This is a genomic window from Sphingomonas sp. RS6, assembly GCF_054489705.1.
This window is the reverse complement of sequence record NZ_JBTMWM010000015.1, coordinates 1-24,964: the sequence shown is the minus strand read 5'-3', so window position 1 is coordinate 24,964 and position 24,964 is coordinate 1. Positions and strand designations below refer to the sequence as shown.

At 62.3% G+C, this 24,964-nt stretch carries 24 protein-coding genes and 2 pseudogenes; 13 read left to right on the top strand and 13 right to left on the bottom strand.

Features of this window, described 5'->3' with window-relative positions:
* Positions 1-152: 152 nt before the first annotated feature.
* The 3 genes from ACX40Y_RS17840 to ACX40Y_RS17830 form a co-directional block, all read right to left on the bottom strand.
* Positions 153-632, bottom strand: a complete 480-nt coding sequence (locus ACX40Y_RS17840) for a hypothetical protein (protein WP_459120926.1) — start codon at positions 630-632, stop codon at positions 153-155.
* A gap of 163 nt (positions 633-795) precedes the next feature.
* Positions 796-2,214, bottom strand: coding sequence for a sugar transferase (locus tag ACX40Y_RS17835; protein ID WP_459120925.1), 1,419 nt, complete (start codon positions 2,212-2,214; stop codon positions 796-798).
* Positions 2,215-2,761: 547 nt separating this feature from the next.
* The gene (locus ACX40Y_RS17830; protein WP_459120924.1) at positions 2,762-4,087 is read right to left on the bottom strand and encodes an EAL domain-containing protein; all 1,326 of its coding nucleotides are present in this window, start codon (positions 4,085-4,087) and stop codon (positions 2,762-2,764) included.
* A 145-nt stretch (positions 4,088-4,232) separates the two neighbouring features.
* Between ACX40Y_RS17830 and ACX40Y_RS17825 the strand changes: the two genes are divergently transcribed.
* Entirely contained in the window at positions 4,233-5,111 is an 879-nt protein-coding gene (locus ACX40Y_RS17825) for a tyrosine-type recombinase/integrase (protein WP_459120923.1), read from the top strand.
* 141 nt (positions 5,112-5,252) lie between these two features.
* Here ACX40Y_RS17825 and ACX40Y_RS17820 read toward each other — a convergent pair whose 3' ends face one another.
* Positions 5,253-5,744 (bottom strand): Ros/MucR family transcriptional regulator, encoded by a 492-nt coding sequence (locus ACX40Y_RS17820; RefSeq protein ID WP_459120922.1) that lies wholly within the window; start codon positions 5,742-5,744, stop codon positions 5,253-5,255.
* Between the two features lie 615 nt (positions 5,745-6,359).
* Here ACX40Y_RS17820 and ACX40Y_RS17815 point away from each other — a divergent pair.
* Positions 6,360-7,130 (top strand): metallophosphoesterase, encoded by a 771-nt coding sequence (locus ACX40Y_RS17815; protein WP_459120921.1) that lies wholly within the window; start codon positions 6,360-6,362, stop codon positions 7,128-7,130.
* Between the two features lie 50 nt (positions 7,131-7,180).
* Here the strand turns inward: ACX40Y_RS17815 and ACX40Y_RS17810 are convergent, their stop codons facing one another.
* Positions 7,181-7,624 carry a serine O-acetyltransferase gene (locus tag ACX40Y_RS17810; RefSeq protein WP_459120920.1) on the bottom strand — a complete coding sequence of 148 codons (444 nt, stop codon included), beginning with the start codon at positions 7,622-7,624 and terminating at the stop codon, positions 7,181-7,183.
* Positions 7,625-7,731: 107 nt separating this feature from the next.
* Positions 7,732-9,624 (bottom strand): hypothetical protein, encoded by a 1,893-nt coding sequence (locus tag ACX40Y_RS17805; RefSeq protein WP_459120919.1) that lies wholly within the window; start codon positions 9,622-9,624, stop codon positions 7,732-7,734.
* 534 nt (positions 9,625-10,158) lie between these two features.
* On the opposite strand from ACX40Y_RS17805, the gene ACX40Y_RS17800 reads away from it, so the two are divergent.
* The 4 genes and pseudogenes from ACX40Y_RS17800 to ACX40Y_RS17785 all read left to right on the top strand — a co-directional run bounded on the left by ACX40Y_RS17800 (position 10,159) and on the right by ACX40Y_RS17785 (position 15,168).
* Entirely contained in the window at positions 10,159-11,445 is a 1,287-nt protein-coding gene (locus ACX40Y_RS17800; RefSeq protein ID WP_459120918.1) for a DUF6418 domain-containing protein, read from the top strand.
* Positions 11,446-11,514: 69 nt separating this feature from the next.
* The gene (locus tag ACX40Y_RS17795) at positions 11,515-12,999 is read left to right on the top strand and encodes a lipopolysaccharide biosynthesis protein (protein WP_459120917.1); all 1,485 of its coding nucleotides are present in this window, start codon (positions 11,515-11,517) and stop codon (positions 12,997-12,999) included.
* Between the two features lie 89 nt (positions 13,000-13,088).
* Positions 13,089-14,237, top strand: a complete 1,149-nt coding sequence (locus tag ACX40Y_RS17790; protein WP_459120916.1) for a glycosyltransferase — start codon at positions 13,089-13,091, stop codon at positions 14,235-14,237.
* A gap of 123 nt (positions 14,238-14,360) precedes the next feature.
* Positions 14,361-15,168, top strand: a pseudogene (locus ACX40Y_RS17785) (integrase core domain-containing protein).
* A gap of 67 nt (positions 15,169-15,235) precedes the next feature.
* On the opposite strand, the gene ACX40Y_RS17780 reads toward ACX40Y_RS17785, so the two are convergent.
* Together ACX40Y_RS17780 and ACX40Y_RS17775 are read right to left on the bottom strand one after the other, a co-directional pair.
* Positions 15,236-16,195, bottom strand: coding sequence for a DMT family transporter (locus tag ACX40Y_RS17780; RefSeq protein ID WP_459120915.1), 960 nt, complete (start codon positions 16,193-16,195; stop codon positions 15,236-15,238).
* A gap of 21 nt (positions 16,196-16,216) precedes the next feature.
* The gene (locus ACX40Y_RS17775) at positions 16,217-17,605 is read right to left on the bottom strand and encodes an aminotransferase-like domain-containing protein (RefSeq protein WP_459120914.1); all 1,389 of its coding nucleotides are present in this window, start codon (positions 17,603-17,605) and stop codon (positions 16,217-16,219) included.
* A gap of 87 nt (positions 17,606-17,692) precedes the next feature.
* Between ACX40Y_RS17775 and ACX40Y_RS17770 the strand changes: the two genes are divergently transcribed.
* The 4 genes from ACX40Y_RS17770 to catB all read left to right on the top strand — a co-directional run bounded on the left by ACX40Y_RS17770 (position 17,693) and on the right by catB (position 19,925).
* Entirely contained in the window at positions 17,693-18,286 is a 594-nt protein-coding gene (locus ACX40Y_RS17770) for a LysE family translocator (protein WP_459120913.1), read from the top strand.
* Between the two features lie 11 nt (positions 18,287-18,297).
* Positions 18,298-18,681, top strand: a complete 384-nt coding sequence (locus tag ACX40Y_RS17765; protein ID WP_459120912.1) for a nuclear transport factor 2 family protein — start codon at positions 18,298-18,300, stop codon at positions 18,679-18,681.
* A 42-nt stretch (positions 18,682-18,723) separates the two neighbouring features.
* Positions 18,724-19,035 (top strand): cupin domain-containing protein, encoded by a 312-nt coding sequence (locus tag ACX40Y_RS17760; protein ID WP_459120911.1) that lies wholly within the window; start codon positions 18,724-18,726, stop codon positions 19,033-19,035.
* A 251-nt stretch (positions 19,036-19,286) separates the two neighbouring features.
* Entirely contained in the window at positions 19,287-19,925 is a 639-nt protein-coding gene (gene catB / locus ACX40Y_RS17755) for a type B chloramphenicol O-acetyltransferase (protein WP_459120910.1), read from the top strand.
* Positions 19,926-19,978: 53 nt separating this feature from the next.
* On the opposite strand, the pseudogene ACX40Y_RS17750 reads toward catB, so the two are convergent.
* The 5 genes and pseudogenes from ACX40Y_RS17750 to ACX40Y_RS17730 all read right to left on the bottom strand — a co-directional run bounded on the left by ACX40Y_RS17750 (position 19,979) and on the right by ACX40Y_RS17730 (position 22,884).
* Positions 19,979-20,583 (bottom strand): annotated as a pseudogene (locus ACX40Y_RS17750) (DJ-1/PfpI family protein).
* A gap of 24 nt (positions 20,584-20,607) precedes the next feature.
* Positions 20,608-21,255 (bottom strand): LysE family translocator, encoded by a 648-nt coding sequence (locus ACX40Y_RS17745; RefSeq protein ID WP_459120909.1) that lies wholly within the window; start codon positions 21,253-21,255, stop codon positions 20,608-20,610.
* Positions 21,252-21,803, bottom strand: a complete 552-nt coding sequence (locus ACX40Y_RS17740; protein ID WP_459120908.1) for an RBBP9/YdeN family alpha/beta hydrolase — start codon at positions 21,801-21,803, stop codon at positions 21,252-21,254. Before ACX40Y_RS17740 ends, ACX40Y_RS17745 begins: the two co-directional genes overlap by 4 nt.
* Positions 21,800-22,240 (bottom strand): PaaI family thioesterase, encoded by a 441-nt coding sequence (locus tag ACX40Y_RS17735; RefSeq protein WP_459120907.1) that lies wholly within the window; start codon positions 22,238-22,240, stop codon positions 21,800-21,802. Before ACX40Y_RS17735 ends, ACX40Y_RS17740 begins: the two co-directional genes overlap by 4 nt.
* Positions 22,237-22,884, bottom strand: a complete 648-nt coding sequence (locus ACX40Y_RS17730) for a DsbA family protein (RefSeq protein WP_459120906.1) — start codon at positions 22,882-22,884, stop codon at positions 22,237-22,239. The genes ACX40Y_RS17735 and ACX40Y_RS17730 overlap by 4 nt, the downstream gene beginning before the upstream one ends.
* A gap of 73 nt (positions 22,885-22,957) precedes the next feature.
* Between ACX40Y_RS17730 and ACX40Y_RS17725 the strand changes: the two genes are divergently transcribed.
* From ACX40Y_RS17725 to ACX40Y_RS17715, 3 genes are read left to right on the top strand one after another with little or no spacing between them, the layout of a single operon-like run.
* Positions 22,958-23,464, top strand: coding sequence for a cupin domain-containing protein (locus tag ACX40Y_RS17725; protein ID WP_459120905.1), 507 nt, complete (start codon positions 22,958-22,960; stop codon positions 23,462-23,464).
* The gene (locus tag ACX40Y_RS17720; protein WP_459120904.1) at positions 23,461-24,177 is read left to right on the top strand and encodes a 2OG-Fe dioxygenase family protein; all 717 of its coding nucleotides are present in this window, start codon (positions 23,461-23,463) and stop codon (positions 24,175-24,177) included. The genes ACX40Y_RS17725 and ACX40Y_RS17720 overlap by 4 nt, the downstream gene beginning before the upstream one ends.
* A gap of 8 nt (positions 24,178-24,185) precedes the next feature.
* The gene (locus tag ACX40Y_RS17715) at positions 24,186-24,731 is read left to right on the top strand and encodes an AAA family ATPase (RefSeq protein ID WP_459120903.1); all 546 of its coding nucleotides are present in this window, start codon (positions 24,186-24,188) and stop codon (positions 24,729-24,731) included.
* Positions 24,732-24,964: the final 233 nt, after the last annotated feature.

The window sequence follows — 24,964 nt, the reverse complement described above, 5'->3', positions numbered from 1 at the left end:
TACGATATCTCCAAACAAAAAACCGAAAGGCGGGGTGCCTGGCATTGAGCCGATGTCGGGCCAGTTCACCCGGGTATCGGGACGGTTGCCGCCTTCGATCGGGGCAGCAAGATCAGGGCCTGTTCGAACCGCTCGAATTTGCGGACACGTGTTTACTGCAGCAATGCCTGCAGCTGCGGCATGATGGCCTGTTCGATGAAATAGCCTTCACGTGCGCGATTCCGAACGGCGTTCATGATGCCCTGGGCCATCAGCACCGTGCGCAGTTCATGTGCGAACACCTTGACGCAGGCGGCGTTGACCGATTTCGTGCAGACGATCGGCGCCAGTTCGGCTGCGCTGCGCGGCACGCCGGGACGTTCCATCAGCTCAAGCAGCAGCAGCGCGCTGCCGCGGTGGCGAAGCCCCAGCTTCGAACGGACGAAATCGGTGAAGATCTGAGTCTCCGAAACCGGCCCGATCAGGAATGACAGTTTCAGCAGTTCCTCCGCCGCCTCGCGCAGCAGCGGGGACCGGACATCCTCGTGCTCCGCCTCGGCAAGAAGCCGCTGCGCGATGTCCCGCGCCTCGCCGCCCCCGGAACCGGGGAACAGCCGCCGTGCCGCTGGCGACAGGGGGCGTGAAAACACCACGGCTCGCTGCGTCGTTCCACTGAGTGCTGACTGGATCATGAGTCTCGTCTCATCGCATTGGAAGGCGGCACCGCCTTCGGGGTTGTTCGCCGGCAGATGCCGGCCGCTTTTTTTGCGGTTCGGGTACGATCGTCCCGGCCGCGAACGGCGACGGTGCGCCGCTCTAGAATACCTGCTTTCCGGTCAGCGCGATGAAGGTGCGCAGGATGATCCACAGGTCACCCGTGAACGACCAGTTCTCGACATATTCGAGATCGGAGGCGAGTCGGTTGCGCAGATCCTCTTCTTCAAAGGTCGTGCCGCGAAAGCCGCGAACCTGGGCGAGGCCGGTGATGCCCGGCTTCATCGAATGCCGGCGCCAATAGTCGCCATCGACTTCCCAATAGAGCTTGCCGCCCGCCTTCGCGCCGAGGGCGTGCGGGCGCGGTCCGACGATGCTCATATTGCCGAGCAGCACGTCGATCACCTGCGGCAGTTCGTCGATGCTGGTCGCCCGGATGAAGCGGCCGACCCGGGTGACGCGCGCGTCGTCGCGCCCTGTGGTCAGGCGATTGGCGTTCACGTCGTGCATGTCGGCGCGCATGCTGCGGAACTTGTGCATGCGGAACGGACGGTTGCCGCGCCCCACCCGGGGCTGGCGGAAGAAGACCGGGCCGGGGCTGTCGAGCTTGATCGCCAGCGCGACGAACAGGAAGAAGGGCGAGAGCAGCACCAGCGCGGTCGACGCCACCGTGATATCGAACAGCCGCTTCAGCAGCCGCTGTTCGGGGGTCAGCGATTCCGCAGCGACCTGAAGCGTCGGCCGGCCACCGAACTTGCCTGCGCCAAGGGGCACCAGTTCGCCGATTTCCTCGATCAGCAGTTCGACAGGCACGTTGGTGCCGCCCAGCGCGGCGGACCAGGCGGCGCGGCGATCGGCGTCGCAGGCCACCACCACGCGGTCGGCATTCGCGACCAGCTTGCCGAGCCGTGCCAGCGCCGCCGGGTCATTGACGTCGGCGCGCAGTCCGTAGGTCTCGACGTCGACGATCATGCCGTCGACATTGCCCGCGAGCCCGCGATGATCGCCGTCGACGAGCACCACCGTGTGCCCGCCCGCCCGCCGCAGCTGCCAGCGGTCGGCCGAAAGCACGGCGCTCAATGCCAGCCGGCTCGCCGTGACGCCCGCCATCATCGCCAGCATCATGCCTGCAAAGGGTGCAAACCATGTCGGATTCAGTCGATCGAGTATCGAAGCCCCGAACAGCATCGAGACAAAGGTCACGATCAATGCAAGCAACGCCCGACAAACACCCCCTCCCCCGACATCCGACGCGTAGCAACGGCCGTAAAAGGCCACCGTTAGATAGGTCGAGGCCATTACCAGCAGTAGCTTGCTACCCAGGGGGTCGATTGCGCGATGCGCGAACAGGAAGAAGCCAGCATAGCCCAGCGCAAGCCCTGCAAGGTCGACAAGTACCAGTTTCACGCTGACGAAGATCGCCCGCAGCGACCTCGCACTGGGCAGCGCCAGGTCGATATCGGCGGCACCTGCGATTGGCGTCTGCAGGAAGGAGGTCCGGACTTGGTTGGAAGTTAGCATATGTCCCCCTTCCCCACGCGACACGCGGGGAGACCTAGAATTACGGCGTAGATGAACAGGCGACCGGAGCTTGGTCAGCCGCCCGGACTGGCGAGCCTTGGGACCGGTCTGGCGAGTAACTCAGAGCCGCCCGCCGGCCGGCCGCGAGATGCGCACGCAAGGGCTTGGAAGACGCGCGCGCAGTCGCGCGACAGAGCGCGCCTGCGTTGGAAAAATGCGACAACCAACTGCGACATTGAATCCGCGCCCATACCCATAAGTCTGCTTGACAGATTCACCATGATAATCGCCCGATGAAAATATTTAATCCAACCAGATCAACTCATATGAACGCAAATAGAGCAATGCCTATTGCCCATATTGGAACGCTAATAATCAACCCACTTATCAATCCCTTTATGGGCAGCGACTTTTCAATGAAATCATACTCGGAACCATTATTAAGTTTCATCTTAACGTCGACAGATTCGCTGGATAAACAATTATCAACCTCGAATCGATTTGCTGGATAGTTCACAAACCACCTGTTGATCCCGTTGATGATTATTCAGCTGGCCAGCCGCGACCTGCTCAGGGCCGAAGGCGTCCGTGACCCGCACCAAGGTCGATAGGCCGACGCCTCGCCCCAAAAATGGCCTTGCTGCCAAGCGAGCCCCACCTCCTCGGCGAGTTGCGCCTGCGCCAATGTGTCAACGCCATCCGCGACGACGATCGAGCCGACTGCGCCCGCGAGCCGCACCAATCCCTCCAGGATTGCGCGATCACGCGACGAGGTCGTTGACCGGCGGACGAACCCGCAATCGATCTTGACGATGTCAGGAGCGACAGTCACAAGCTGGCGAACCGACGCGAACCCGGCCCCGAACCCGCTGACCGCGATCAGACACCCGAGCCGACGCACCTCATCGCAAAAGCGGCCAACCTCCGAGCTCCGCGCCAGCGGGGTCGTCTCACCAATCTCCAGCACGAGCCGCGACGCCATCTCCGGCTGGCGCTCGAGACGCGCGCGCAGCCGCCGCCACCACGCACTGCCGGTTACCCCCTCCGAGGAGATGGGCGCCGAGAGAACGACCGCTCGATCGGCCGCCAGTTCGGCAACAGCGCCGCACGCGATGACTTCGTCGACAACCCCGCCGAACCCGAGCCGCTGCACCGCCGGCAGCACATTTCGAACCATCCACGGATCGCAGGCAGCCCCATCAAGTCGAACCGTCGACTGATAGTAAAGAACCTCGCAGGAGGCTCTTGCCACCACCGGACGCCAGGCAATGCGGAGGCCGCCCCGACCAAGCCCGTTTCCGTCTAAATCAGCCAGCGCGCACAACAGTTTCGATGCCAAGGCCATGTCGCGGCGATACCGGACAGCCTCCTCACCGGATGCCATCTCATCGCCGAATGCCCCCTCCGCTGCACCGGGAGAATCGCACAGGAGGCCACCGCCAAAGGCCACCTCTGCGCCTTCGACTAGCCAGCAGCCGGAAAGCCGGACGTGCGCAACCCCCAACTCGGTGGCGAACGGAATGAGCGCAATCGAGTGGCAAATACGACGGATCCAGTCCTCGCAGGAACCCGCGAGCGCATCCTCTCCACCAACCTGATCACGAGGGAACGAACAGCGCAGCCGTCGGGCCGCGACCACCTCCACCACGCCGCAGCCATTGAGCCGCTCGATCGCCACCGCGACAGCGCGGAGAATCCCAGGCACCAACGGTTCACCATAGTATTTCAGTATATCTCTAATATTCACTATTTCTATGGTAAACAGTACATTACTCTGTTCTGTAATGCTGCGCTTTGCATCGGGATTCGGTGTCAATAGGGCACGCTTTGACGCGCGATCCGATGCACATCCGGCCATATGCATGATTGACATTGGATCACTCCGTAGCAGCGCAACCACGATTTATAAGTCTGTTACCTTTTAGCCAATATTGTATCACAACCGAAATGCTGATGGTTCGAATATCCACTCAGTAGATCTGGTTTTATATTCAGCTGAATCCATCAGGAATCGTGTCATGGAACTAACGATATTCACAAATTGCGGTAACAGAAAATACCTTACCAGCAACGAGATCGCAGCATTCAATGAAAGTACTCGAAAGTTTCCTCTCGACGTACGAAGCTTTTGCCTAACAATCGCCTATACCGGATGCAGAATTTCTGAAGCTCTTGCCCTGACGGCCGCCAATATCGATTTCGAAGCGAAATCGCTGATCGTGAAATGCCTGAAAAAGCGCGGAAAGACGGTATATCGAGGCATCCCGTTGCCCGACGCCCTGCTGGATCTGTTGGCTCGCCTCGTCCGGCAGATCGATGAACCTGAACGGCGACTATGGCCGTGGTCACGTATGACAGGATATCGCCGCATCCGCGAAGTGATGGACCATGCCGGTATTGCGGGTGATCATGCCAGCCCAAAGGGTTTGCGACATGGCTTTGCCGTAAGGGCAATCCAGGCCAATGTGCCACTAACGATGGTGCAGCGCTGGCTAGGCCATGCGGACATCAAGACGACCGCGATCTACACGTCCGCAATGGGCGCTGAAGAGCGAAATCTTGCTGCGCGCATGTGGCAGCCGGAGGAGCAGGCCGAGACAGGGGCGGAAGCAACGGAACCGGCGGCGGCGAACGATCCAGTCAATCGCCCGAGAGCCAAGCCAACGATACCGAGGACTCAACCGCACTGCGCAGCCGTTCGATACCGGCTTCAGTATCGACCCGCGGCGAGTGTCAGCAGCATTTTTGCGCGAGGCCCGCTGCAGAAGGTCGAGAGCACCACAGTGCCAACCGCTGCAGCGCGGAAAAAAAGTCTGCTCATGCATTTACGCGATTGCGCACTGCGACACTTTTGGCTAAAGTGTAACAGTGAAAAATGCGTTAATTCAAGCGCTTAAGCAAGTTCACTCTGTCGAGGCCCGGGGCCGTGACGGCCGAAATCGGGTCGTGTCACAACCCTTAGTGCCTGGAATCGTTCCGAGCGAGTTCGGTGCACCGCGGTGCATCCGAACCAAACGACGCGCGCCTGATGCTCAGGGTCAACCCGCACCTCGATGCCTGCCGTTGCCGGCCGCTTCAGCACTCTTGGCGCGCGCAGCGCGACCTTTCTGGCCCAAACCAAGCTCACGCGCGAGGGTACGCCGACGTTCCGAATAGCTTTCTGCGACCATCGGGTAGTCAGAACGCAAATTGTAGCGGGCACGATACTCCTCGGGGCTCAGACCATAGGCCGCAAGGTGACGCCGCAACGTGCGATAAGGTTTACCGTCAATCATCGAGATAATGTAATCGGGCGATGCAAGCGACTTGCGAACGGAAACCGCTGGAGAATGCACCCGAACACCCGTCCCGGGCGCGCCCTCAACCTCGTCGGCCGATGGAGCATTTTCCAGATCAGTGAGGGTAGCGTGCATGCTACGAAGAAACGCGGGAACCTCTTCGGCGACGACACGCGTATTGTGGTTCCCTAGCCAAGCGATCGTCAACTGAGTCGCCAAGGACACGATCGCCGATCCATCCTTATTGTCCATTGAATCTCTCCAATATTGTAACATTTGGTTAATATATTCTGGTTATGTCGATATCTATATCGCTAAGGACAATACTTCTATTTGAATTATAGGATTATATCTATCAGCCTAATTATAACCATCCTATCGACATTACCGAGAGATCACATCTTAGTATGATTCCTTAATGTTGTAAAAATTATGAACCAGTAATTTGACCGGAATGGATCATATATGTCGCTACTCTCGCCAATAAGCAAAGATGTAGCCCTATTTCGCGAACCAGCACAATATATAGCTATATTTATTGTCCGCTAACCGCAATTATGAACGTATTCACCTAGTGAACGGGTAGGTGAATGTGCCGAGTCTTCCTGATGCCCGCCATGGCGGGCATAGTGTCGACCGCGAGCAACCTGCTGAGAGATCGCTTGAAAGCTGGAGCGCTTCGCTAGATTCGATTCTTTGACACCGCAAAATGGCCGAGCCGCCCCCGAATTCAGGCGGAGACAGGCCGGCGCTATCGGGGGGGGGGCAGGACGGGCGGGGAGCACCGACTGAACGCGATAGCTGGCGGCCGAAATTCGCTCTGTTGCACTGGTTGCGATCGCCCGGTCGCTCGGTCTACCGATACAGATGATGACCCTATTGCGGCGCATCCTTCGCAACGCTGATCGAGGCACAACGCGCCGTTCGCTGGCAAAGGGCGTTCGCGCCTATGCGATCGGCGATACGCACGGCCGAAGCGACCTTTTGGTACAGCTGTTGGCGACGATCGATGCCGAGCGGGCTGCCGACCCGCGCGCCGAGGAGCATCTGATCCTGCTGGGCGACATGATCGATCGCGGACCCGATTCGCGTGGCGTACTCGATCTCGTTATCGCGCGACGCGCGACAGATCCCAGCCTGACGCTGCTTTCGGGGAATCATGAGGAAATACTGCTGGCTATCCTCGACGGGGCGGGCGAACACGTTGGAGACTGGCTCCGCTTCGGCGGCGCAGCGTGCGCGCAGAGCTACGGCCTTGATCCGCAGGCACTGGCGACGATGGCGCCGGCCGCCGCGATCGCGCAGTTGCACGACGCCATCCCCCAAGCGCACATCAACCTGTTGCGGGAACTCGCCCCGCGCTTCTCGCTAGGCAGTTACCTGTTCGTCCATGCGGGGATCCGGCCCGGCATTCCGATCGAACATCAGTTGCTCCACGACCTGCACTGGATTCGCGCGCCGTTCCTGCGAAGCAAGGTCGATCACGGCGCAATCGTCGTGCATGGCCACAGCATCAGCGACGAGCCCGAGTGCCGGCCGAACCGCATAGGCATCGATACCGGCGCCTATGCCAGCGGAAGGCTGACCGCGCTGTGCATCGATGGCGCCGAGCGCCGTTTCCTCGACGTCCGTGGATGATCGCAACATAGCCGCCCGATGGCTCGTCACCGTCGGCGAAGGCTGATCGGTCAGGCATCGGCCATGCGAGTCCGCACCACTTCGCCGCGTGCCACGTCCCGGTCGACGGTCGCGTGGGCTCCGATCACCGCGGCATCGCCAATCGCGATCGCGCCTATCAGAATGGCACCCGCGTAAACCGTCACGCCGTCGCCGACCGCGGGATAGCCATCGACCTTCGCGCTCCGACGGCCGAGGGTGACATGCTGATACAGGGTGACGCCATCGCCCAGACGGACCCCGTCGCCGATCACGATCCCCACTGGATGGGGCAAGCGCAACGACGAGCCGAAGCGCGAGCTGGGGGAAATATAGCAGCCATAGCGCCTGACGATGTGCCACCAAAACAGGCTGGCGACGAATTTGCCGAATATCGAGCCTCGCGCGTCACCCCATTGCATCACGCGAGCCAGCGTGACCACCGCAAAACCGGGATTCTTGAACCAGGCGATCATCGCCCCCTTGAACCCGCTCCTTGCAGCGTTCGCCTTCAAGTCGCGGCGCCATCCAGCGTTCATTCGCCTTACCTTTTTCCTGAAATGGGTGGGCCTGCAGCGGCATGTCACACCCCTACATTATCGGTGGACCGCACATTCCTCGTCGTGGACGGATCGATCCAGATTCCGTTCGCGCCGAACAGATGTGCAAGATTGTCGTGGAGCCTGCGCAGCCCGCCGATCATGCCGGCGCCGCCACGCCAGTTGCCGGCACTCCCATGATTGCTGCAATCGTTTCGTTCGAGAACGACGTCCGCAGCACTGGCGACCGATATGCAACCCTGCGCTGGCGAAGCGATCCGATTCCGCCGCAGCGTCAGCCCTGCATGGACGGGGGTGGAAAGCAGACCGGGTGGCCGCCCCGCACCCTCGGCATAGACCATGATCGCCGCAGCAGCGACGTCGCGACGCACATCCTCCCCCGTGCGAGTGATGACATTGTCTTCGACGAGCAGGTTCTGCGCGCCGGCCCCTTCCTTCCAGAAAGCACTGGTCACGATCTTGATCGCGTTGAACCCGGTGTCCGAGATGCGATTGGCCCGAACCAGGCCATTCGGCCCCTGTGCAAGAATGGCGTGGCACTCGCATTCGCCAATGCGGTTGTTCACCACCGCATAGCGATTGCCGCGCAGGGCCAGGTCGCGTGCATATCGCACGTCCTGCCGCCGGAACCCCGAGGCAGCGATCCGCACATGCGCAACTCCACCCGCACCGCCATCCTGACGCCAGGCTACCCTGCCTTGGGCGAGATAGGACAATGCCGAATCGAACAACGCCGCATCCGCCCCAGGCGCCAGCCCACCGCCTCTCAGCCGGACGGCGAACTGATCCTGGGGCCCCGCGACCGTTTCGAACAGCGGGCTCGCAAGGTTGATGGCGTCATCGCCGGTTCGGGTGAACACATTATCCCTGACGAGAATGTCGCCATCCATGCCGCTCACGTGCAGGCCATCATAGGCGATCGTCGCAGCCGGCGCCCCGGCATCGCCGAAGCGCGACCCGACCACCGCAAGCCCCCGCCCCATCCTCGCGACGAAAATGCCCATGCCAGGGCCGTTGCGGATGGCGATGCGATCAAAAACGATGTCGCTGGACTTGGGCTGGCCGGCGGCGTCGGTCACGGCCACCGCGGCGCCTAGATAGGCGGTGAGCTTCACCGCAACCCGGCTGCCGTCGGGCACATCCGCGCCCCAGCCGGAGACCGCGTAGCGCCTCCCCCCCGCCGGGGACAATGACAGCGGGGCGCGATAGAAGAGGTAACGGCTTCGTCCGCCCCGATACAGGCCTCGTTCGCCGTCAAGGACGGACAGCTGATAGGCTCTGGCCCCCGGAGCCGGCAGCGGCTGGCCGCGATCGAACTCCACGATCGTCGCAGCACCGGCCTTTCGCACCGTCGCGGCAAACACCGCCGGCTGGACATAGGCCAGAGACAACCCCTTGATCGCGAGCCGAGTGACGTTGCGGATCGCAATCCCCGTACCCCAGCCGTCAAATTCCACGATCGCGCCATCGCCGATGACGGTCAAATCCCGCAGGTCGGCGAACGTCAGGCCCGGGCGATCCTTTGCCACGGCTATCCGATAGACCCCCGGCGCCAGCGATAGAATGCCGCCGCCGGCAGCGCGGAGGCGTGCGGCTGCGGCTTCGATCCGGGCGGCTGCTGCATCGCCAGGTATGACCTGAACGACCGGACCTTGCGGCAAGGCGCGCGGCAAGGCGACCCGCACGGTTACCTCACGGCCGTCCGGCGCGGTCCAGCTTTGGAACAAGTCGCCGGAATCAGCGGGAAGCGGGCTCACCGGTACGGCTGTCGCCAACGCACGCCATAACGAAGAGGGCTCGCGCGAGCCGGCGACATCGCCCCCTCCTGCGGCGACGGCCAACAGTGGCAGGACGAAGATCATGAGTCGACGGGACAGCTTCGCCCAGAACATCTTCAGGACCGAATTTTCGCGCACAGGCAGCCGGCCTTACCGGAAAGTCGGGCGCCCGGCATGCGGCCGGAACCGTAAACCGCGCCGACGTCGGCAAGTTCATCGTGCGCCCTCATGTTATAAATTTGCACAGATTCGCCGGTAAAACACAAATAAACTCGTTCACAAGACAAAATCGACCGTATATCCACCCGGAAAGATGTCAACATTCCCCGGAATATCACAGCACACTAATATTGGATCGTCCGAATTGTTCGACACATGAAGGATAAACTTACTCTAACCGAAGATCGTCGCAAGACGCAGCACAAATGCCTGAGAAATCAGCGCATACCGCCATCGTCGCGTGCCCCCGTCGCAGCCGCTAGACGAAACGTGTACCTTCTCATGTTCACGGCACATTTCGTATGCGCCGGAATAAACGCGATCGCCGCCATCCTGTGGCCGTCACCGCTATGGGCCTATACGACGATCGGAATCTTCGTCTCGCTTTGCTTCGGCATACTCCGATCGTCCCCGGCATCGTTCCTGTTTCTTCTTCCGCTGCTAGTGCTTCGGATGACCGAATTCATGTCGGGCGCGGCCATCGAGAGCGGCGCTTATATGACGGAAACCCAGACGATCGGGCATGCGACGGGTGCGTTCTCCCGGCTGTTGATCGTGTACATCCTGTTTTTCGGCGTTGTCTCAGCGCTGGTCGAACGAGCCTGGCCCGGCCTGCGGCAGGTTTACCGGCGCGCGGAACCGATTTGGCAGGCCAATGCCGGGTTCATCTGGAAGACGCTGGTCGTCACTGCGGCCCTGTCGTCCGTCCTCCTCCTGTGGGTCGGTCTCAAGAACGGGTTCCCCCTGCTATCAGGCATCGACCGATTCTCGTTCGAGCGGCGGGTCGATTCCACCTTCTATGGCGTCTTCATGCGGAACCGGCTGGTTCTGGTCCCCTTCATCGGAGCGCTGCTTGCGATTCCGCAATATAGAAGGCGCGCCGCCGGTCTGACGGTCTGGTTGCTGGCCGTCTCGATCCTGTTCGGCGAGAAATTCACCTCGCTGGTGCTCGTCATCAGCATGGTCGGCATTCCGGCCGTTCTCGTCCACATCGGCTATGGCCGCCAGATTCCGGTGCGCTCGCTGGCGCTCGGCTCGGCCATGATTGCCGCGCTCACTATCCCCGCAGTCCTTCTGGCCTATGGCGCCGCTTCGGATCTGGACATGGCCCTTCAACGCTATGCCGACCGCGCCGCGCTGCAAGGGCAGCTCTGGTACCACGCGGACAAGTCCCATGCGGCGCCCACCGCGTTCGACAAGGCCGCCCTATCAGCAGATGTCGCCACCTGGTTTTCGCCCAATGCCCAGGACCCGACGACCGTCCGCACCGATTTCGGTCGATATTATGTGATGAAGCAGTTCACCTCCTGGGAGTATCTGCTTGGCCTGATGAAGCTGAGCAGCGGGTTCGTGTTTTCGCTCTACCCCTATCTGCTCATGACGACGGGCGCGACGGGGATGATGCTCGCATCAACGGCCATCGCGCTGTACCACGCCGCCATCCTGATTCTGCTGGCCCATTCGCTGGCGCGTGCCAATTGGATCGCCGCGCTGCTGTTCGGTCGCGTCGTAAATTCGATCTACGCGACCTATGCCGACGGGTACCTCTGGAACATCATGGGCGTGAAGTCGCTCGCGACCGTCGCACTGGCGCTGTTCTTCCTGTGGGAACTCGGTCGCAGCGACAGCATCATCCGGGCAACGATGCTGACCTTCGGCCTCGTCGGGCGATCGCGCCGGCATACAGGTCGGCAACGGATACCGCGAGGCAGGATGCGCCTGGGGCGTGGCCGCGCATGATCTGCGTCACGAACCGCACGCGCGACCGGCGCGCCGCAGTGCCATCTGCATTCGCTCAGGGCCGCTAGGATGTCGATCTCGTCAAAGTCGAACGCGGCGATCACCACAGCGGCGCTCGCCATTTCGAGCGGCATGAACTTTGCCGCCATCTTCGTCTGGACGCATGTGCTCGCGCCCGCCGAGTTCGGGCTGTTTTCGCTGGTCTCCGCGTCCGCACTGCTCCTCAATGCCGTCGTCTTCGAATGGCTTCGGCTTACCGGCGCGCGCACCTTGTTCGATGCAAACCAGCGGTTCGAGATAAGCCCAGGGCGAGCCAACGCGCTGCTGGTTCTGTACGTCGGATGCTGCTGCACGCTCGGCATGGTCGCGCTGGCGCTTTGGGCGTTCCGTATCGCCGCATTCGGCATGCCGGCGACGTTCGTGCCGATGATCGCGGCGTTCGCCTTTACCGAAATGGCGCTGGCGCTGGCCAACACGGTCAGTCGCATACGGACCGAAGCCTGGCAGTATTTCGCATCGATGGTGGCACGCTCGATCCTGTCGCTAGGCATCGGGGTCGTCCTGGTCGCCGGCTTCGGCCTCGGCGCCAAAGGGGCGATATTGGGGACCGTGATCGCCCAGGCGGCAACCTTGTTCGCCGGCGTCGCGCTGGATCGTTTCTGGCGCAGCCTGCGACCATGGCAGGCGCGGAAGGGCGAGATCGCGGCGACCTTCCAGCTGGGTTTTCCGCTGATCGGCAGCTGCGCACTAACCTTTGGCGCCGGTGTGATCGATCGCTTCCTGATCGCGGGCGTGCTGGGGGCTGCGGAGATCGGCCATTACACTGCGCCGGCGGATCTGCTGCAAAAGACGCTGGTGTTCGTCATGATGGCGATCAATCTGACCGCCTACCCTACCCTCGTTCGTGCATATGAGAAGGACGGCGCGGCAGCGGCAGGGCGCGTGCTGCAGAACAGTTTCCGCCTTCAGCTCGGGCTGGGCCTGCCGGCTGCGATCGGCATCGCCGTCCTGGCGCCGGGCGTTGCCGGACTGCTGCTGGGCGAAGCCTATCGCGACGAGGCGAGCCGCATCCTGCCGCTGCTTGGGCTTGCCACCTTGGTGCGCTGCCTGATCACCTTTCAGCTCGCCATGGTCTTCCAGATCAAGAAGCGAATGAAGCTGATGCTGGTGCCGCCGGCGATCACGCTGGTCGCGACGCTGCTGCTTGCTCCCGCGGCGATGCGGACCTGGGGAGTGGCGGGAATGGCGATGACCTCGGCCGCGGCGCAGCTGGTTACCTTTGCGGTGAGCGTGGCACTATCGAAACGCGAAATGCCGCTCACCTTCGTGAATGCCGACACGATCAGGATTGCCGGGGCGGCAATCGGCATGGGGATGCTTCTCTATCCCCTCCGCGAAATCCAGGGTGCCGCTGCCACCCTTACGCTCATCGGCCTCGGGGGACTGGCGTACGGCGTTCTGTTGCTGACGTTCCGCTTCGCGCCGGCGGCGCAACTGATGCGCCGGCTACCGCTCACTCGCGCATCCGCAGGGTCGCATGATCACCGACAATAGCCGGTCGAGCTCCGCCTCGCCCCACCTCCAATCGCCGCGCTCGCCGCTTTGCGAGCGCATCAGATTTCAGGGAATCCTTCATGCCAGAGTTGAATGATCTCGCGCCGGTTTCAGTCCGCCACGCCCCGACCGGGCGCCCGCGCAAGGTTGCGATCATCCATTACTGGCTGGTCGCGGTCGCGGGGGGCGAGCAGGTCGTGAAATCACTGCTGAACATTTATCCGCAGGCGGACTTGTTCACGCTGATCGCCGATGAGGAGGTGGCACGCAACGTCGCCGGCGATCACAAGGTGTTCACCAGCCATCTCCAGAAAATTCCTGGCGCGACAAAGATGCATCGGAAACTGATCCTGCTGATGCCTTCCGCGCTCGAGAACTTCGATCTCGGCGGCTATGATCTGATCATCTCAAGCGAGTCCGGCCCGGCAAAGGGCGTATTGGTGCCGCTGGGCGCCAAGCACGTCTGCTATTGCCATACGCCGATGCGCTATATCTGGGACCAGTTCGCGGACTATCGCCGGGATTCGGGCATTCTCATCCGCTGGATCATGTCGGCGTTCATCGGCCGACTGCGGACATGGGACTTCCTGACGGCTGCCCGGGTCGATGCGTTCGTGGCCAATTCGCACCACGTCGCCAACCGCATTGCGCAATATTATCGACGCGACTCCACGGTCATCGCCCCGCCCGTCGACGTCGACGAATTTCATGTCGCCGATACGGTGGACGACTATTATCTGATCACCGGCCGCCATGTGGGCTACAAGCGGATCGATATCGCGATCGAGGCTTGCGAGCGGCTCGGCCGGCGGCTGGTCATCACCGGCACAGGACCGGATACCGAAGGTCTGAAGCGTCGTGCGGGCAAGAATACGAGCTTTGTCGGCCAGTGCAGCTTTTCAGAGCTCAAGACCCTCTATGCGAAAGCGAGGGCGTTTCTTATGCCCGGAGAAGAGGATTTCGGGATTGCACCGGTGGAAGCAATGGCAAGCGGCAGGCCGGTGATTGCGCTTGGTCGCGGCGGCGCCCTGGACACCGTGATCGATGGCATCACCGGCATATTGTTCAGCGAACAGAGCGCCGACGGCCTGTGCGATGCGATCCTCCGTTTCGAAAAGCACCAAACGCAGTTTTCTCCGCACGCAGTCCGCGCGCACGCATCGACCTTTTCCCGCGCGCGTTTCGAAGCAGCCTTCAAGGGCTTTATCGATGGACTGTTCGAGGGCGACGCTCCTTAAGTGCCGCTGGAACATCAAGAGAGCTGAAAGACGGATTCAGCTGCAACTGAACTGGCCCCCATTTCGATCGGACGGATCTGAGCCTAAGAAGGAGGCTTGGGACTATCCCCTGAGCATAGGCTTATGTCCGTGTCCGAGATCATCACCGACGGCGGGCGCCGCCGTCACTGGGGCGCCACCGAGAAGCTGAGGATCATCGAGGACACGCTCGTTGGTCGCGATAGCATTTCTGTCGTCGGCCGGCGCAACGGCGTTGCGCCCAACCTTCTGTATCGCTAGCGCCGGCTGATGCTGGAAGGCCGTAGTGTCGCGGTCACCGGCGACGATGACGTGACGAGCAATCGCCAGGTCCGCGAGATGGAAAACCGCATCCGCGTGCTGGAGCGCCAACTCGGCCGCAAGACGCTCAAGGTCGAGATCCTCAAGGAAGCGCTGGACCGGTCGCGCCCAAAAAATCGCCTGCTGGAACGGCGAGGTGGTCCGCGGCGCTTTCATCATCGATGCGCATGACCGCGAGATCATCGCCTGGCGCGCACTCTCCAACGCCGGCATCAGCGAATCGGATGTGCGCGACATCATGCTGGAAGCCGTGGAGACCCGCTTTGGTGCGCTCCGCGCAGGCACCTCCGTCGAGATGCTGTCTGACAATGGTTCAGCATACACTGCACGCGACACCCGCATCTTTGCACGCCACCCGGGCCTGAAGCCCTGCTTCACGCCCGTCCGCAGCCCGCAGTCGAACGGCATTTCGGAAGCCTTCCTCCACACCCTCAAGCGAGACTACGTCCACATCTCGCCGCTGCCAGACGTTCCTCCCGCGTTGGCATCTCTCGCCAACTGGATCGACGACCATAACGACAACCACCCGCACTCTGGATTGAAAATGCGCTCGCCGCGCGAGCATCGCGCACTGGTTTCAACAACCGCTTAGACCTGTCCGGCGAATAGGGGGCCAGATCACGCTCCGACCCGCCGGTAATTCCACATGACATGCCTACTCAACTGGTTCGGCCGCGCGAAACAGTCGGCCCAAAATCATCAATACGCCGCAGTCGGCGCTGCACGCCCACCGCGCCCAGCGCAATACCGCCCAGGATGAGCACCATTCCGATGATGTGAAACCTGAATAAAGCCTCGCCCAGCAGCAGAGCGGCGAGTCCGGCGCCGAACAAAGGCATCAAAGTAATCATCTGGCCTGCGGGTGCTGCTCCGAGATTTTTCACAGCCGCGTTGTAGAGCACATAGGCGACCAGCGATGGGAAGAGAGCGACGTAAGCAAAGGCGCCCAGCACATCGGCTCGCAACGGGATGCCTGCCCCGCCCACCATTTCCATCGCGGCGAGCGGCGCCATTACTGAGGCGCCGATAAGAAATGTCGCCGCAAGGAAACTGGCCGGGTGGCAATCGGGGCGAAGGCGCAGCAACGCGGTGTAAAGCGCCCAGCAGACCACCCCGCACAGCACGAGGAAATCCCCGAAATTAAGTGTCAGCCGCGCCAGTGCAGCAAGATCGCCGCGCAGCACGATGACCGCCACGCCCAGCATGGAGAGGGTCACGCCGACGATCTGCAAAGCCGACGCTCGGTCGCCGAAAAAGAGGCGATTGAACAGGAGGACGAGCGCCGGGATCGCCGCCTGAAGCAAAAGCCCGTTGCTGGCGGTGGTGAATTGCAGGCCCGAATAGATGAAGGCATTGAAGGCCGCCACGCCCGTCAGGCCAAGCAGCAGGACCGCATTCCAGTGCGACAGGAGTCGTTGCCGATCGGCGCGCAAATGCCGCCAGGCAAAAGGCAAAAGGATCACAAGCGCGCCACTCCACCTGACCAGCGCCAGCGTGAATGGCGGAATGACACCGTTCACCGCTCGCCCGACAATGAAGTTGCCCGACCAGAACAGGATCACGATGCAGAGCGTGGCGTAAGACCTGAGATCCGTACCACTCGCCGGGGATCGCTTCATGTGCATGGCTGGTCCCGCATGTCAGACCAGGCCGCGTGCGGCGCTGTCTCCGGCAGTCGCCAGCATGGCAGCGATATCGCGAAGCGCCTGTTCAAGAGTATCGCGCGAGCGCAGGCCGCCAAGACACAGACGGACGCCAGAGGGTGCAGCCTCATCGACAATCGGTCCGTCAGGCGGCGTCAGCGCGATGGAGGCACGCAAGGCGCGGGCGCTCAGCCGTTCGGCATCGAGCATGGGCATCGGCATCCAGACATGCAGGCTGCGGCCCGCCCCCGGCGGGGCCATCGCCTTGCCGAGGATCGACGCGGCCAGCTGTGTCCGCGCCTCGCTTTCGGTGATTACATCGTCAGCGATCCTGTCGGCCGTTCCATCCTGTTCCCACTGGCTGAAGACCAGACCGCCCAGCGAGGGTGGGCTGTAGCCAAAGGCACGAATGCCCAGCAGCAGGCGATCGCGAATATCTTCATTGTCAGGCGGCAACAGGAAACCGATCCGCAAACCGGGCGCGACCGCCTTGGAAACGCCCGCGACCATCAACGTCCGTTCCGGCGCGAGATCGGCAAAACAGTCCGCCGCCCCGGCATCGACGAAGACGCGATAGGCATCGTCCTCGACGATCATCAGATCATGGGCATGGGCGACCTCGATGATTTCAGCGCGGCGCGCGGAATCGAGGGTGATCGTGGTCGGGTTTTGCAAGGTCGGGATTATGACCAGCACCTTGGCGCCGGTCTCCCGGGCACAGCGGGCGAGCGCTTCGGGGTCGATGCCGCGCTCATCCATGGCAACGCCCTGCAGGCGGTAGCCAGCGTAGTCGGCCAATGTCCGGATGCCGGGATAAGTCGCGGCTTCGCACAGGATCGTATCGCCGGGCCGCGCCAGCGCCGCGAAGGCAAGTGCAAGGCCATGCTGCCCGCCGTTGCACTGAATAACCCGATCTGCCGTCGCGCGCGTCACGCCATGACGGCGCTTGAGCCAGGATGCCCCGGCCTCGCGGATCGAGGCCAGGCCTTCGGGCGGCGCATAGTTCACCGCTGTGCCAAGATCCGCGCGCTGGCGCACGCGGGACAGCCCCTCCCCGATCCAGCGCTCGGCAGGATCGAGCGGCGGCACATTATGCGCCATGTCGAGCGGGCCGGTGTCATGTGGCGCGGCATGCGGCCTCGCCCGGTCGGCGACGAACGAACCCCGGCCCACATGGCTGGAAATGAACCCGCGCCGCTCCGCCTCGACATAGGCCCGGCTGACCGTGCCGACACTCAGGGACAGGCGGTGCGCCAGCTCGCGCTGCGGGGGCAAACGGTCGCCGGGCACAAGGCGGCCATCGCGCACATCGCCCTCCAGCGCGGCCACGAGACGCTCGTATACCGGCGCACTGCCTTTCGAGATATCCGGCTGCCAGTCCTTCATTGCCACCCCCGATCCATATTGAACCGGTTCAATATCACATTTGACTCATAATTCAATGATGATCATCCAGCATCGCAGGAGAACATCATGGATACGAGTCTGCTTGCCCCGCTTGCGCTGTACAGCTTCGTCTGCACGGCGACGCCCGGCCCCAACAATATCATGCTCGCCTCTTCAGGGCTGGTTTTCGGATTCCGGCGGACGATCCCGCACATCTTCGGGATCAGTTTCGGCTGCGCGCTTATGCTGGTGCTCAGCGGGTTGGGATTGGGTGCGCTGTTCGAGGCGTGGCCGGTGCTGCGCTGGGCAGTGCGGATCTTCGGTGCACTCTATCTTGGTTGGCTCGCGGTAAAGCTGTGGCAATCCGAAGGCGTCGAGCGGCGCGAAGGTGCACACCCGCTGACCTTCCTTCAGGCGGCAGCCTTCCAGTTCGTCAATCCCAAGGCCTGGGCGATCACCATGCCAGCAATCGCCAGCTTTACCGTGGCGGGTAAGCCGATCGTCTTGCAGCTTGGCGTGATCGTCGCGGCCTTTGTACTGGTCGGCCTGCCTTCTATTGCAACCTGGGCGGCAATGGGCGCAGGGGCCCGCGAATTGCTGGAGAGCCGCAAGGGCATGATGATCTTCGTGCGCGTGATGGCGGTTCTGACCGCGCTCACCGCGCTGCTGTTTCTGATCTGAAGGAGAGCGCCATGAACCGGGAAGAAATGGAGATGTTTGCGGCGAACTGGATCGACAATTGGAACGCGCGCGATCTCGATGCCGTTCTGGCGCACTTTGCCGAAGACGCGCGCTTCATCAGCCCATTGGCCGCGGAACTGACGGGATCTCCCATCATCGAAGGCAAGGCCAGTTTGCGCGCCTATTGGTCAAAGGCGCTGGAGGCTTCGTCTGAACTGCATTTTACCCTGATCGCTGCCGTCTGCGATATCGAACGCCAGGTGCTCGGCGTCCACTATGTGGCCCGGCGCAACGGCAAGGCCAGGCGGGCGCTCGAAACGATGCGCTTCGTGGGCGACCGGCAGGTCGAAGGCGAGAGTTTCTACAGCGCGCAGGAAACGTCGCCTGGTAACTGATCCCAAATCTCCGTCACAACAGCGGTGAGCAAGGGGATAGAAATGCAGGTTATCCGGGGCCGCGAGTTCACCGGCCGATCAGCCTGGGACGCGCTGTCGATCGAGCGGATCGACGATGCGACGGTGCGGCTGCACTGGACCGACCAGCCCTACCGCTGGCACATCAACGATGGCCCGGAAGTCTTCGCTGTCCTCGACGGGCGTGTCGACATGTATGTCCGGACCGCTGGCGGCGAACAGGTTCTGCATCTTGAAACAGGGGACATCTTTCACGCCGAGCCGGGCGATGAACATGTCGCCCACCCCCTTGGCGAAGCACGCATCCTGGTGATCGAACAGGCCGGAAGCGAGTGATCCGGGTCAACGCGCATTCCCCGACCGCCATACCGGTAAGCACACGGAGCGCGGACTTGCCTTTTCGTTACGGATCAACGCATAGTGGCGGCATGAAGTCCGCAGACTGTACCATCTGAATCTCCTCGCGCGCGATTTGCGCGAGGAGTCTACGCAGCGGTCAGGTCATCGACCTGGCGCTATCTGTTTCGTGCGCCAGCATGCATGCGAAACGAAATCGCCGGAATGGCGAAAATTCAGCGGTACTTTTCATGAGCAATTTCTTCGATAGCCCGTTCAAGGGTACTACCCTCGATCGTCAGGTCACCAACCCCAACATCGTCGTCGGGCGACACAGCTACTACTCAGGCTATTATCACGGCCACAGCTTCGATGAATGCGCCCGCTTCCTCGTGCCGGACGAGGGTGCGGACAGGCTCATCATCGGCAACTTCTGCTCCATCGGTTCGGGCGCGGCCTTCATCATGGCGGGCAATCAGGGACACCGGAGCGACTGGATCAGCACCTTCCCGTTCTACTGGATGCCGGAAGTCCCGGCCTTCGAAGGCGCAACTAACGGATATCTGCCTGCAGGTGATACGGTCATCGGCAGCGATGTGTGGATCGGCTCGGAAGCCATTATCATGCCTGGTGTCGCGATCGGCGACGGCGCGGTGATCGGCGCTCGCGCGCTAGTCACCAAAGATGTGCCCCCCTACACCATCGTCGGCGGTAATCCGGCGACAGTGATCCGAACACGGTTCGACGAGGCCGATGTTGCCCAGCTGCTGGAACTGCAATGGTGGAACTGGCCTGACGAGCAGCTCCGAGAGGCGATGCCGTTACTCACGGACTCGTCTGTGAGCGAGCTTTACGATCATTGGCGAGGCGTCGTTCAAGGCACGATTTAGTCACGTCGACGGTGGCTGCCCTTCGCAATGCCCCAGCGGACGAGCAGCCACCGTCACTTTGCGTCGACGTACGGATCGACGACAGCCATTGCCCGCTCGACGTAGAGTTCCTTTTCACCCACCGGCGCGACATAGTAGATCGCTTCGCGCGCCTGTTCCACCGAACCACCGCGCGCGATCATCCAGGCCGCGAGATAATGCGAGGCCAGGCAGCCGCCCGCTGTCGCGACGTTGCCATGCGCGACGAATGGCGCGTCGATCACGTTCACGCCAGCCTCTATCACCCATGGCTTGCTCGTCAGGTCGGTGCAGGCAGGCAGATCGCCAGTCAAACCAAGCTTCGCCAGCAGCAGCGTGCCTGAGCATTGCGCACCGATCAGCTGGCGCTCGGGTCGAGCCGAAGCCGCGCCGGCAGCGCGTCATCGCGAGCCACGTCGCGCGTGCGGATACCGCTGCCGATCAGGACGGCGTCGGCTTCTGCCGCGAATTCGAGGGGACGCTGACGGCGGATCGTGACACCGTTCATCGACGTCACTTCCTCCGTCGGCGAGGTGATCCAAGCGTCCCAGCCAAGCGGCCGGAGGCGATTGAGGATCGTCGACGCGATGAACGAATCCAGTTCGTTGAACCCGTCGAAAGTCAGAACGGCTATCTGCATGTCTCTCTCGATATGGAGATGGCGCTATCGTTGCGCCGGATGGAAGGCGATACGCAGACCCAGTGCGATGAGCACGCCGCCGGTCAGGCCATCGAGCCAGCGCGCCACAGCTCCTTGCGCGAGCCAGTGCCGCAACGGACGGCTGCCAAGGATCAGGAGCGCAAACCAGGCCATGCCGAGAATGGCATGAAGCGCCGCAAGCAACAGGCTGAAGCCCATTACCGATGCTCCCGCCGGGATGAACTGCGGCAGGAAGCTCACATAGAAGACACCCATCTTGGGATTGAGCAAATTGGTGAGCAGGCCCTTCATGAACCAGTTGCCTGATCGCGATGGAGCGGACGGCAAAGCCGGGCTTACTGCCTCGGAGGGCACACCCGATTTGAGAGCCGCACGAACCATGCCCAGCCCCAGCCATAGCAAATAGGCGGCGCCTGCATATTGGAGGATCGTGTAGAGCGTGCCTGACAGCGCGAGCAGCGCGCCAAGCCCCAGCGCCACAATCAGCCCCCAGGCAAGAACGCCCGCAACCACGCCTGCCGCCGCCGCGAGAGCCTGACGCGGCCCCTCGACGGCGAGCGTGCGCAGGACCAGTGCCATGTCGAGCCCGGGCGTGACGACAAGAAGCCCGGCGGCCAGCGTGAACCCGGCAAGCGCAGTCCAGATGGTCATGCTCCCTCCCCTTCGATTTCAGCGCGGAAGGACGTGAGGATATCCCGGCCCTCCGGCCAATCGCCCAGATTGCTGCCCGCGTTGATATGGCCGAGCGGACCCAGCGCGATCAGCCGCGAACCCCATTGCCGGGCACGTCGTTTGCTGTAATCGACTGTTCCGTAAGGATCGTTCGCGCTGGCGACAATCAGGCTGGGAAACCGCAGGGGCTGCTCCGGCACTTGCGCGAAAGACCGCGCTTCATCCGGAAACGCCGGACCGCACGGGTCGGGCACGGCAACAAGCATCGCGCCGGCGACCGGCGTTTGGCGCGCGGCGGACCAATGCGCCACCAGCAGGCAGGCCAGGCTATGCGCGACCAAGATCGGCGGACGGTCCAGGGGCTCCACCGCTCGATCCAGTGCTTCGCACCAGTCGGCGAGCTCCGGCCGGTCCCAATCGGACGGCGCGAAGCGGGTCATGTCAGGATCGGTTCGTTCCCAATGGCTTTGCCAATGGTCCGGCCCCGAACCACCTATGCCGGGAAGCAGGATCACCGGGAGCGTCATACCTTGCCCGCTTCCATGCGCATCAGTGTCTGCTGGCCGGAAGCACACAGGACCGCCTCTCCGCCGCGCATCGCATGGACCTTGAGATCGCAGACCGTCAGCGCGCGGCCGGCCCGCAGCACCTCACCCGTGGCGCGCAGGCGTTCTCCTGCCGCCGGGCGGATAAGATTGATCTTGTATTCAACCGTCAGGACATCGTCGCCATCCCCGAAGACCGAATAGGCCGCATAGCCGCCCGCTACGTCGGCAATCGCACCGACCACGCCGCCATGAAGGAAGCCGTTCTGCTGGCAAAGATCAGCCCGGAACGGCAGATCGAGAACCACCTTGCCGTGGCTGGCGTGGATCACCTCGGCTCCGATCAGCCCCATGAAGCTCTGACGCAAGAAGCTCTCGCGAACACGCTCGAGCAGAAGCGGGTCATTGACCCCGCTCACGATTCTGCCCTCCGAGGCACGCCATAATCGAGAGTGCCGAGGCGTTGCATCTCAGCCGTCTGGAACAGTTCGGGATCGGCCAGATAATCGCGCACCATGCCCAGCGTATCGAAACCCCAGAACAGGTCCTCCCCGATCGCGAGAGTGGGCACGCCAAACACGCCGCGCGCGATCGCCGCCTCGGTGTTGGCGCGGAGCCCGTCCTTTACATCCGCACTTGCGATCCTGTCCTGCACATCGGAAAGACCAAGTTCGCCGCCGAGCCTCTCCAGTTCGGCACCATCGGTCAGATCCCGGCCTTGCGCAAAAACCGCCTCGAACACGGCATCGACGGCATCCACGCGGGCATCGAGCGCAATCAGTAGTCGCAGGGCCTCGACCGAACGAAACGGATGCGTATCGGGAAAGCGCAGCGCAATGCCGTTCCTGTCCGCCAGCCATAGGCACATGCGATAGGTCTGCGCGCGCTTGGGCGGCACTTCCGCCGGACCGATCAGGCCCCAGTGATTGAGTAGCGCCCCCAGAAGCACCGGGACCGGGCGTATCTCCAATCCGAGATCGTCTTCACGCAGACGCTTCCACATCAGGAAGGCGAAGGGCGAGACGGGATCGAAATAGAAACCGGCCGGGGTCTTCGTACTCATCTGGTTGCTCCTTGGGTCCCATCATTGTATCAAATCATGAGTCGATCAAATCAACCATTGTATTGGTTCAATCATGGCTGTTATCACCTCCCCCGTTCTTCATCTCGACACCCTAAACCTGCAAACGCAGGCGCATGGCGATCTCTACGAAGCGCATATGGCCTCCTTCGCTTCGCCGCTGGGTGCGCACATGCTGGGCGGAAGGCTGGTCGTGGTGCCGCCGGGCAAGCGGGCGTGGCCGTTCCACGGCCATCACGCGAATGAGGAACTGTTCGTGATCCTCTCGGGCACTGGCCGCCTGCGCTACGCCGATGGCGAGCATGCGCTACGGGCGGGCGATGTCGCGCTTTGCCCTGCCAGCGGCGCGGCAAGTGCGCACCAGATTATCAACACCGGCGATACGGACCTTCGCTACCTCGCCATCAGCACGATGAACGAGCCCGATGTGATCGACTATCCCGACAGCGGCAAGTTCGCGGTCATGGCAGGCGCCGCGCCCGGCGGCGACAAGGCGAGCCGGTCGGTGGACCATGTTGGGCGCTATGCCGATGCGGTCGGCTATTGGGACGATGAGGCATGACCGGGCGGCTCGTCACCACCTCCGGCGAGTGCATCGCCACGCCGCCCGCCCTGCTCCTGCCACCGGGCAAGCTGGTTGATCCCGGCAACCCGGAATGGGCCACGTTCGCGCGGAGTTGGGACGATCTGCCGCGAGACACTTGGATGGCCGACGGCGGCACCTATCGTCGCAGACGCTATGCCGCCTTTGAGGTGGCGGGCGGGAAATGCACGCGTTTGCCGCATCGTCCACATTACCAGGAGCGCGATCACAATCCATTGAATGGCGGTGTCGAGCGCTGGTTCGCGCCAATGGACGAAGGTCCAGCGGGCTCTCGACTATTTCAGGCACTGGTTTGGAGCACTGCCTCCCTTATCGCGGATGCGAGCCGACAGTGTCCGCCCCCTTGGACGGTGGAAGCGCATCAATTTCGGATCGAAGCACTGTCGGGACAGCCCGGCCTCCCCACGCCGGAGGGCATGCATCATGACGGACGCGACTGGGTGTTGATCCTGCTCGTCGGCGGCAGCGATTACGCCGGCGGTGAAAGTCGCGTAGAGGATGCATTTGGCGCTTGCATCCTCGAACATCGGCTAACCAGTCCCGGCGAAGCGCTGCTGCTGGATGACCGTACCGTCCGCCACGGCACAACACCGATCGAGTCCGCGATACCGGGCGCCCCCGCATGGCGGGACACGTTGGTTCTCACCTTCGCGCAAGCGCGGGAAAGTTGAGGGACAGGATGGATCGCTTCTTCGTCGTAACCGGCGGTCCAGGATCGGGCAAAAGCACGCTCCTTGCGGCGCTGGCCGAACAAGGCTTGCCGCATATGCCCGAGGCCGGACGAGCGGTGATCCGCGACGAGGTGGCCGCCGCCGGAACCGCTCTGCCATGGGATGACCGCAACGCCTTTGCCGAGCGGATGCTGGCGCATGACCTCAGCTCCTATGAGGAGGCACGGACGAAAGACGGCGTCCTGTTCTTCGACAGAGGCATTCCCGACATCATCGGCTACCGCATATTGTGCGGGCTGGGCATACCCGGCGACCTCACACGCGCGGCGGAGAGCAACCGGTACAATCGGCGTGTCTTCATCGCACCGCCCTGGGCCGAGATTTACGCCAAGGATGCCGAGCGCAAACAGGACTGGGACGAGGCGGTGGCGACCCATGATGTGATGGCGCGTGTCTATCAGGAATTGGGATACAGTCTTGTTCTCCTTCCCTTCGTTTCGCCCGATGAGCGCGTAACTTTCGTGCAGCACTGGATTGCGAAGCTGCAAGCGTGATGACAGCTAATCCCAAGCGCGAACCTTTCGGCCGGAATACCGAGCATGGATTGACGGTGGAAACGGCCCGGCTTCTGGTCTGAGCCCCGACCTTCCTCCACCTATGAGTAGAGCCGACGGTCCGATTGATGCCGATGCTTGGGCGTGATGACACTGGGTCGGGGGTTAACCCCCGACCCGGTTTGCCGCCGATGGATTTGGCCGCCATCTCGACCGGGGTCAGGTTGCCCAGT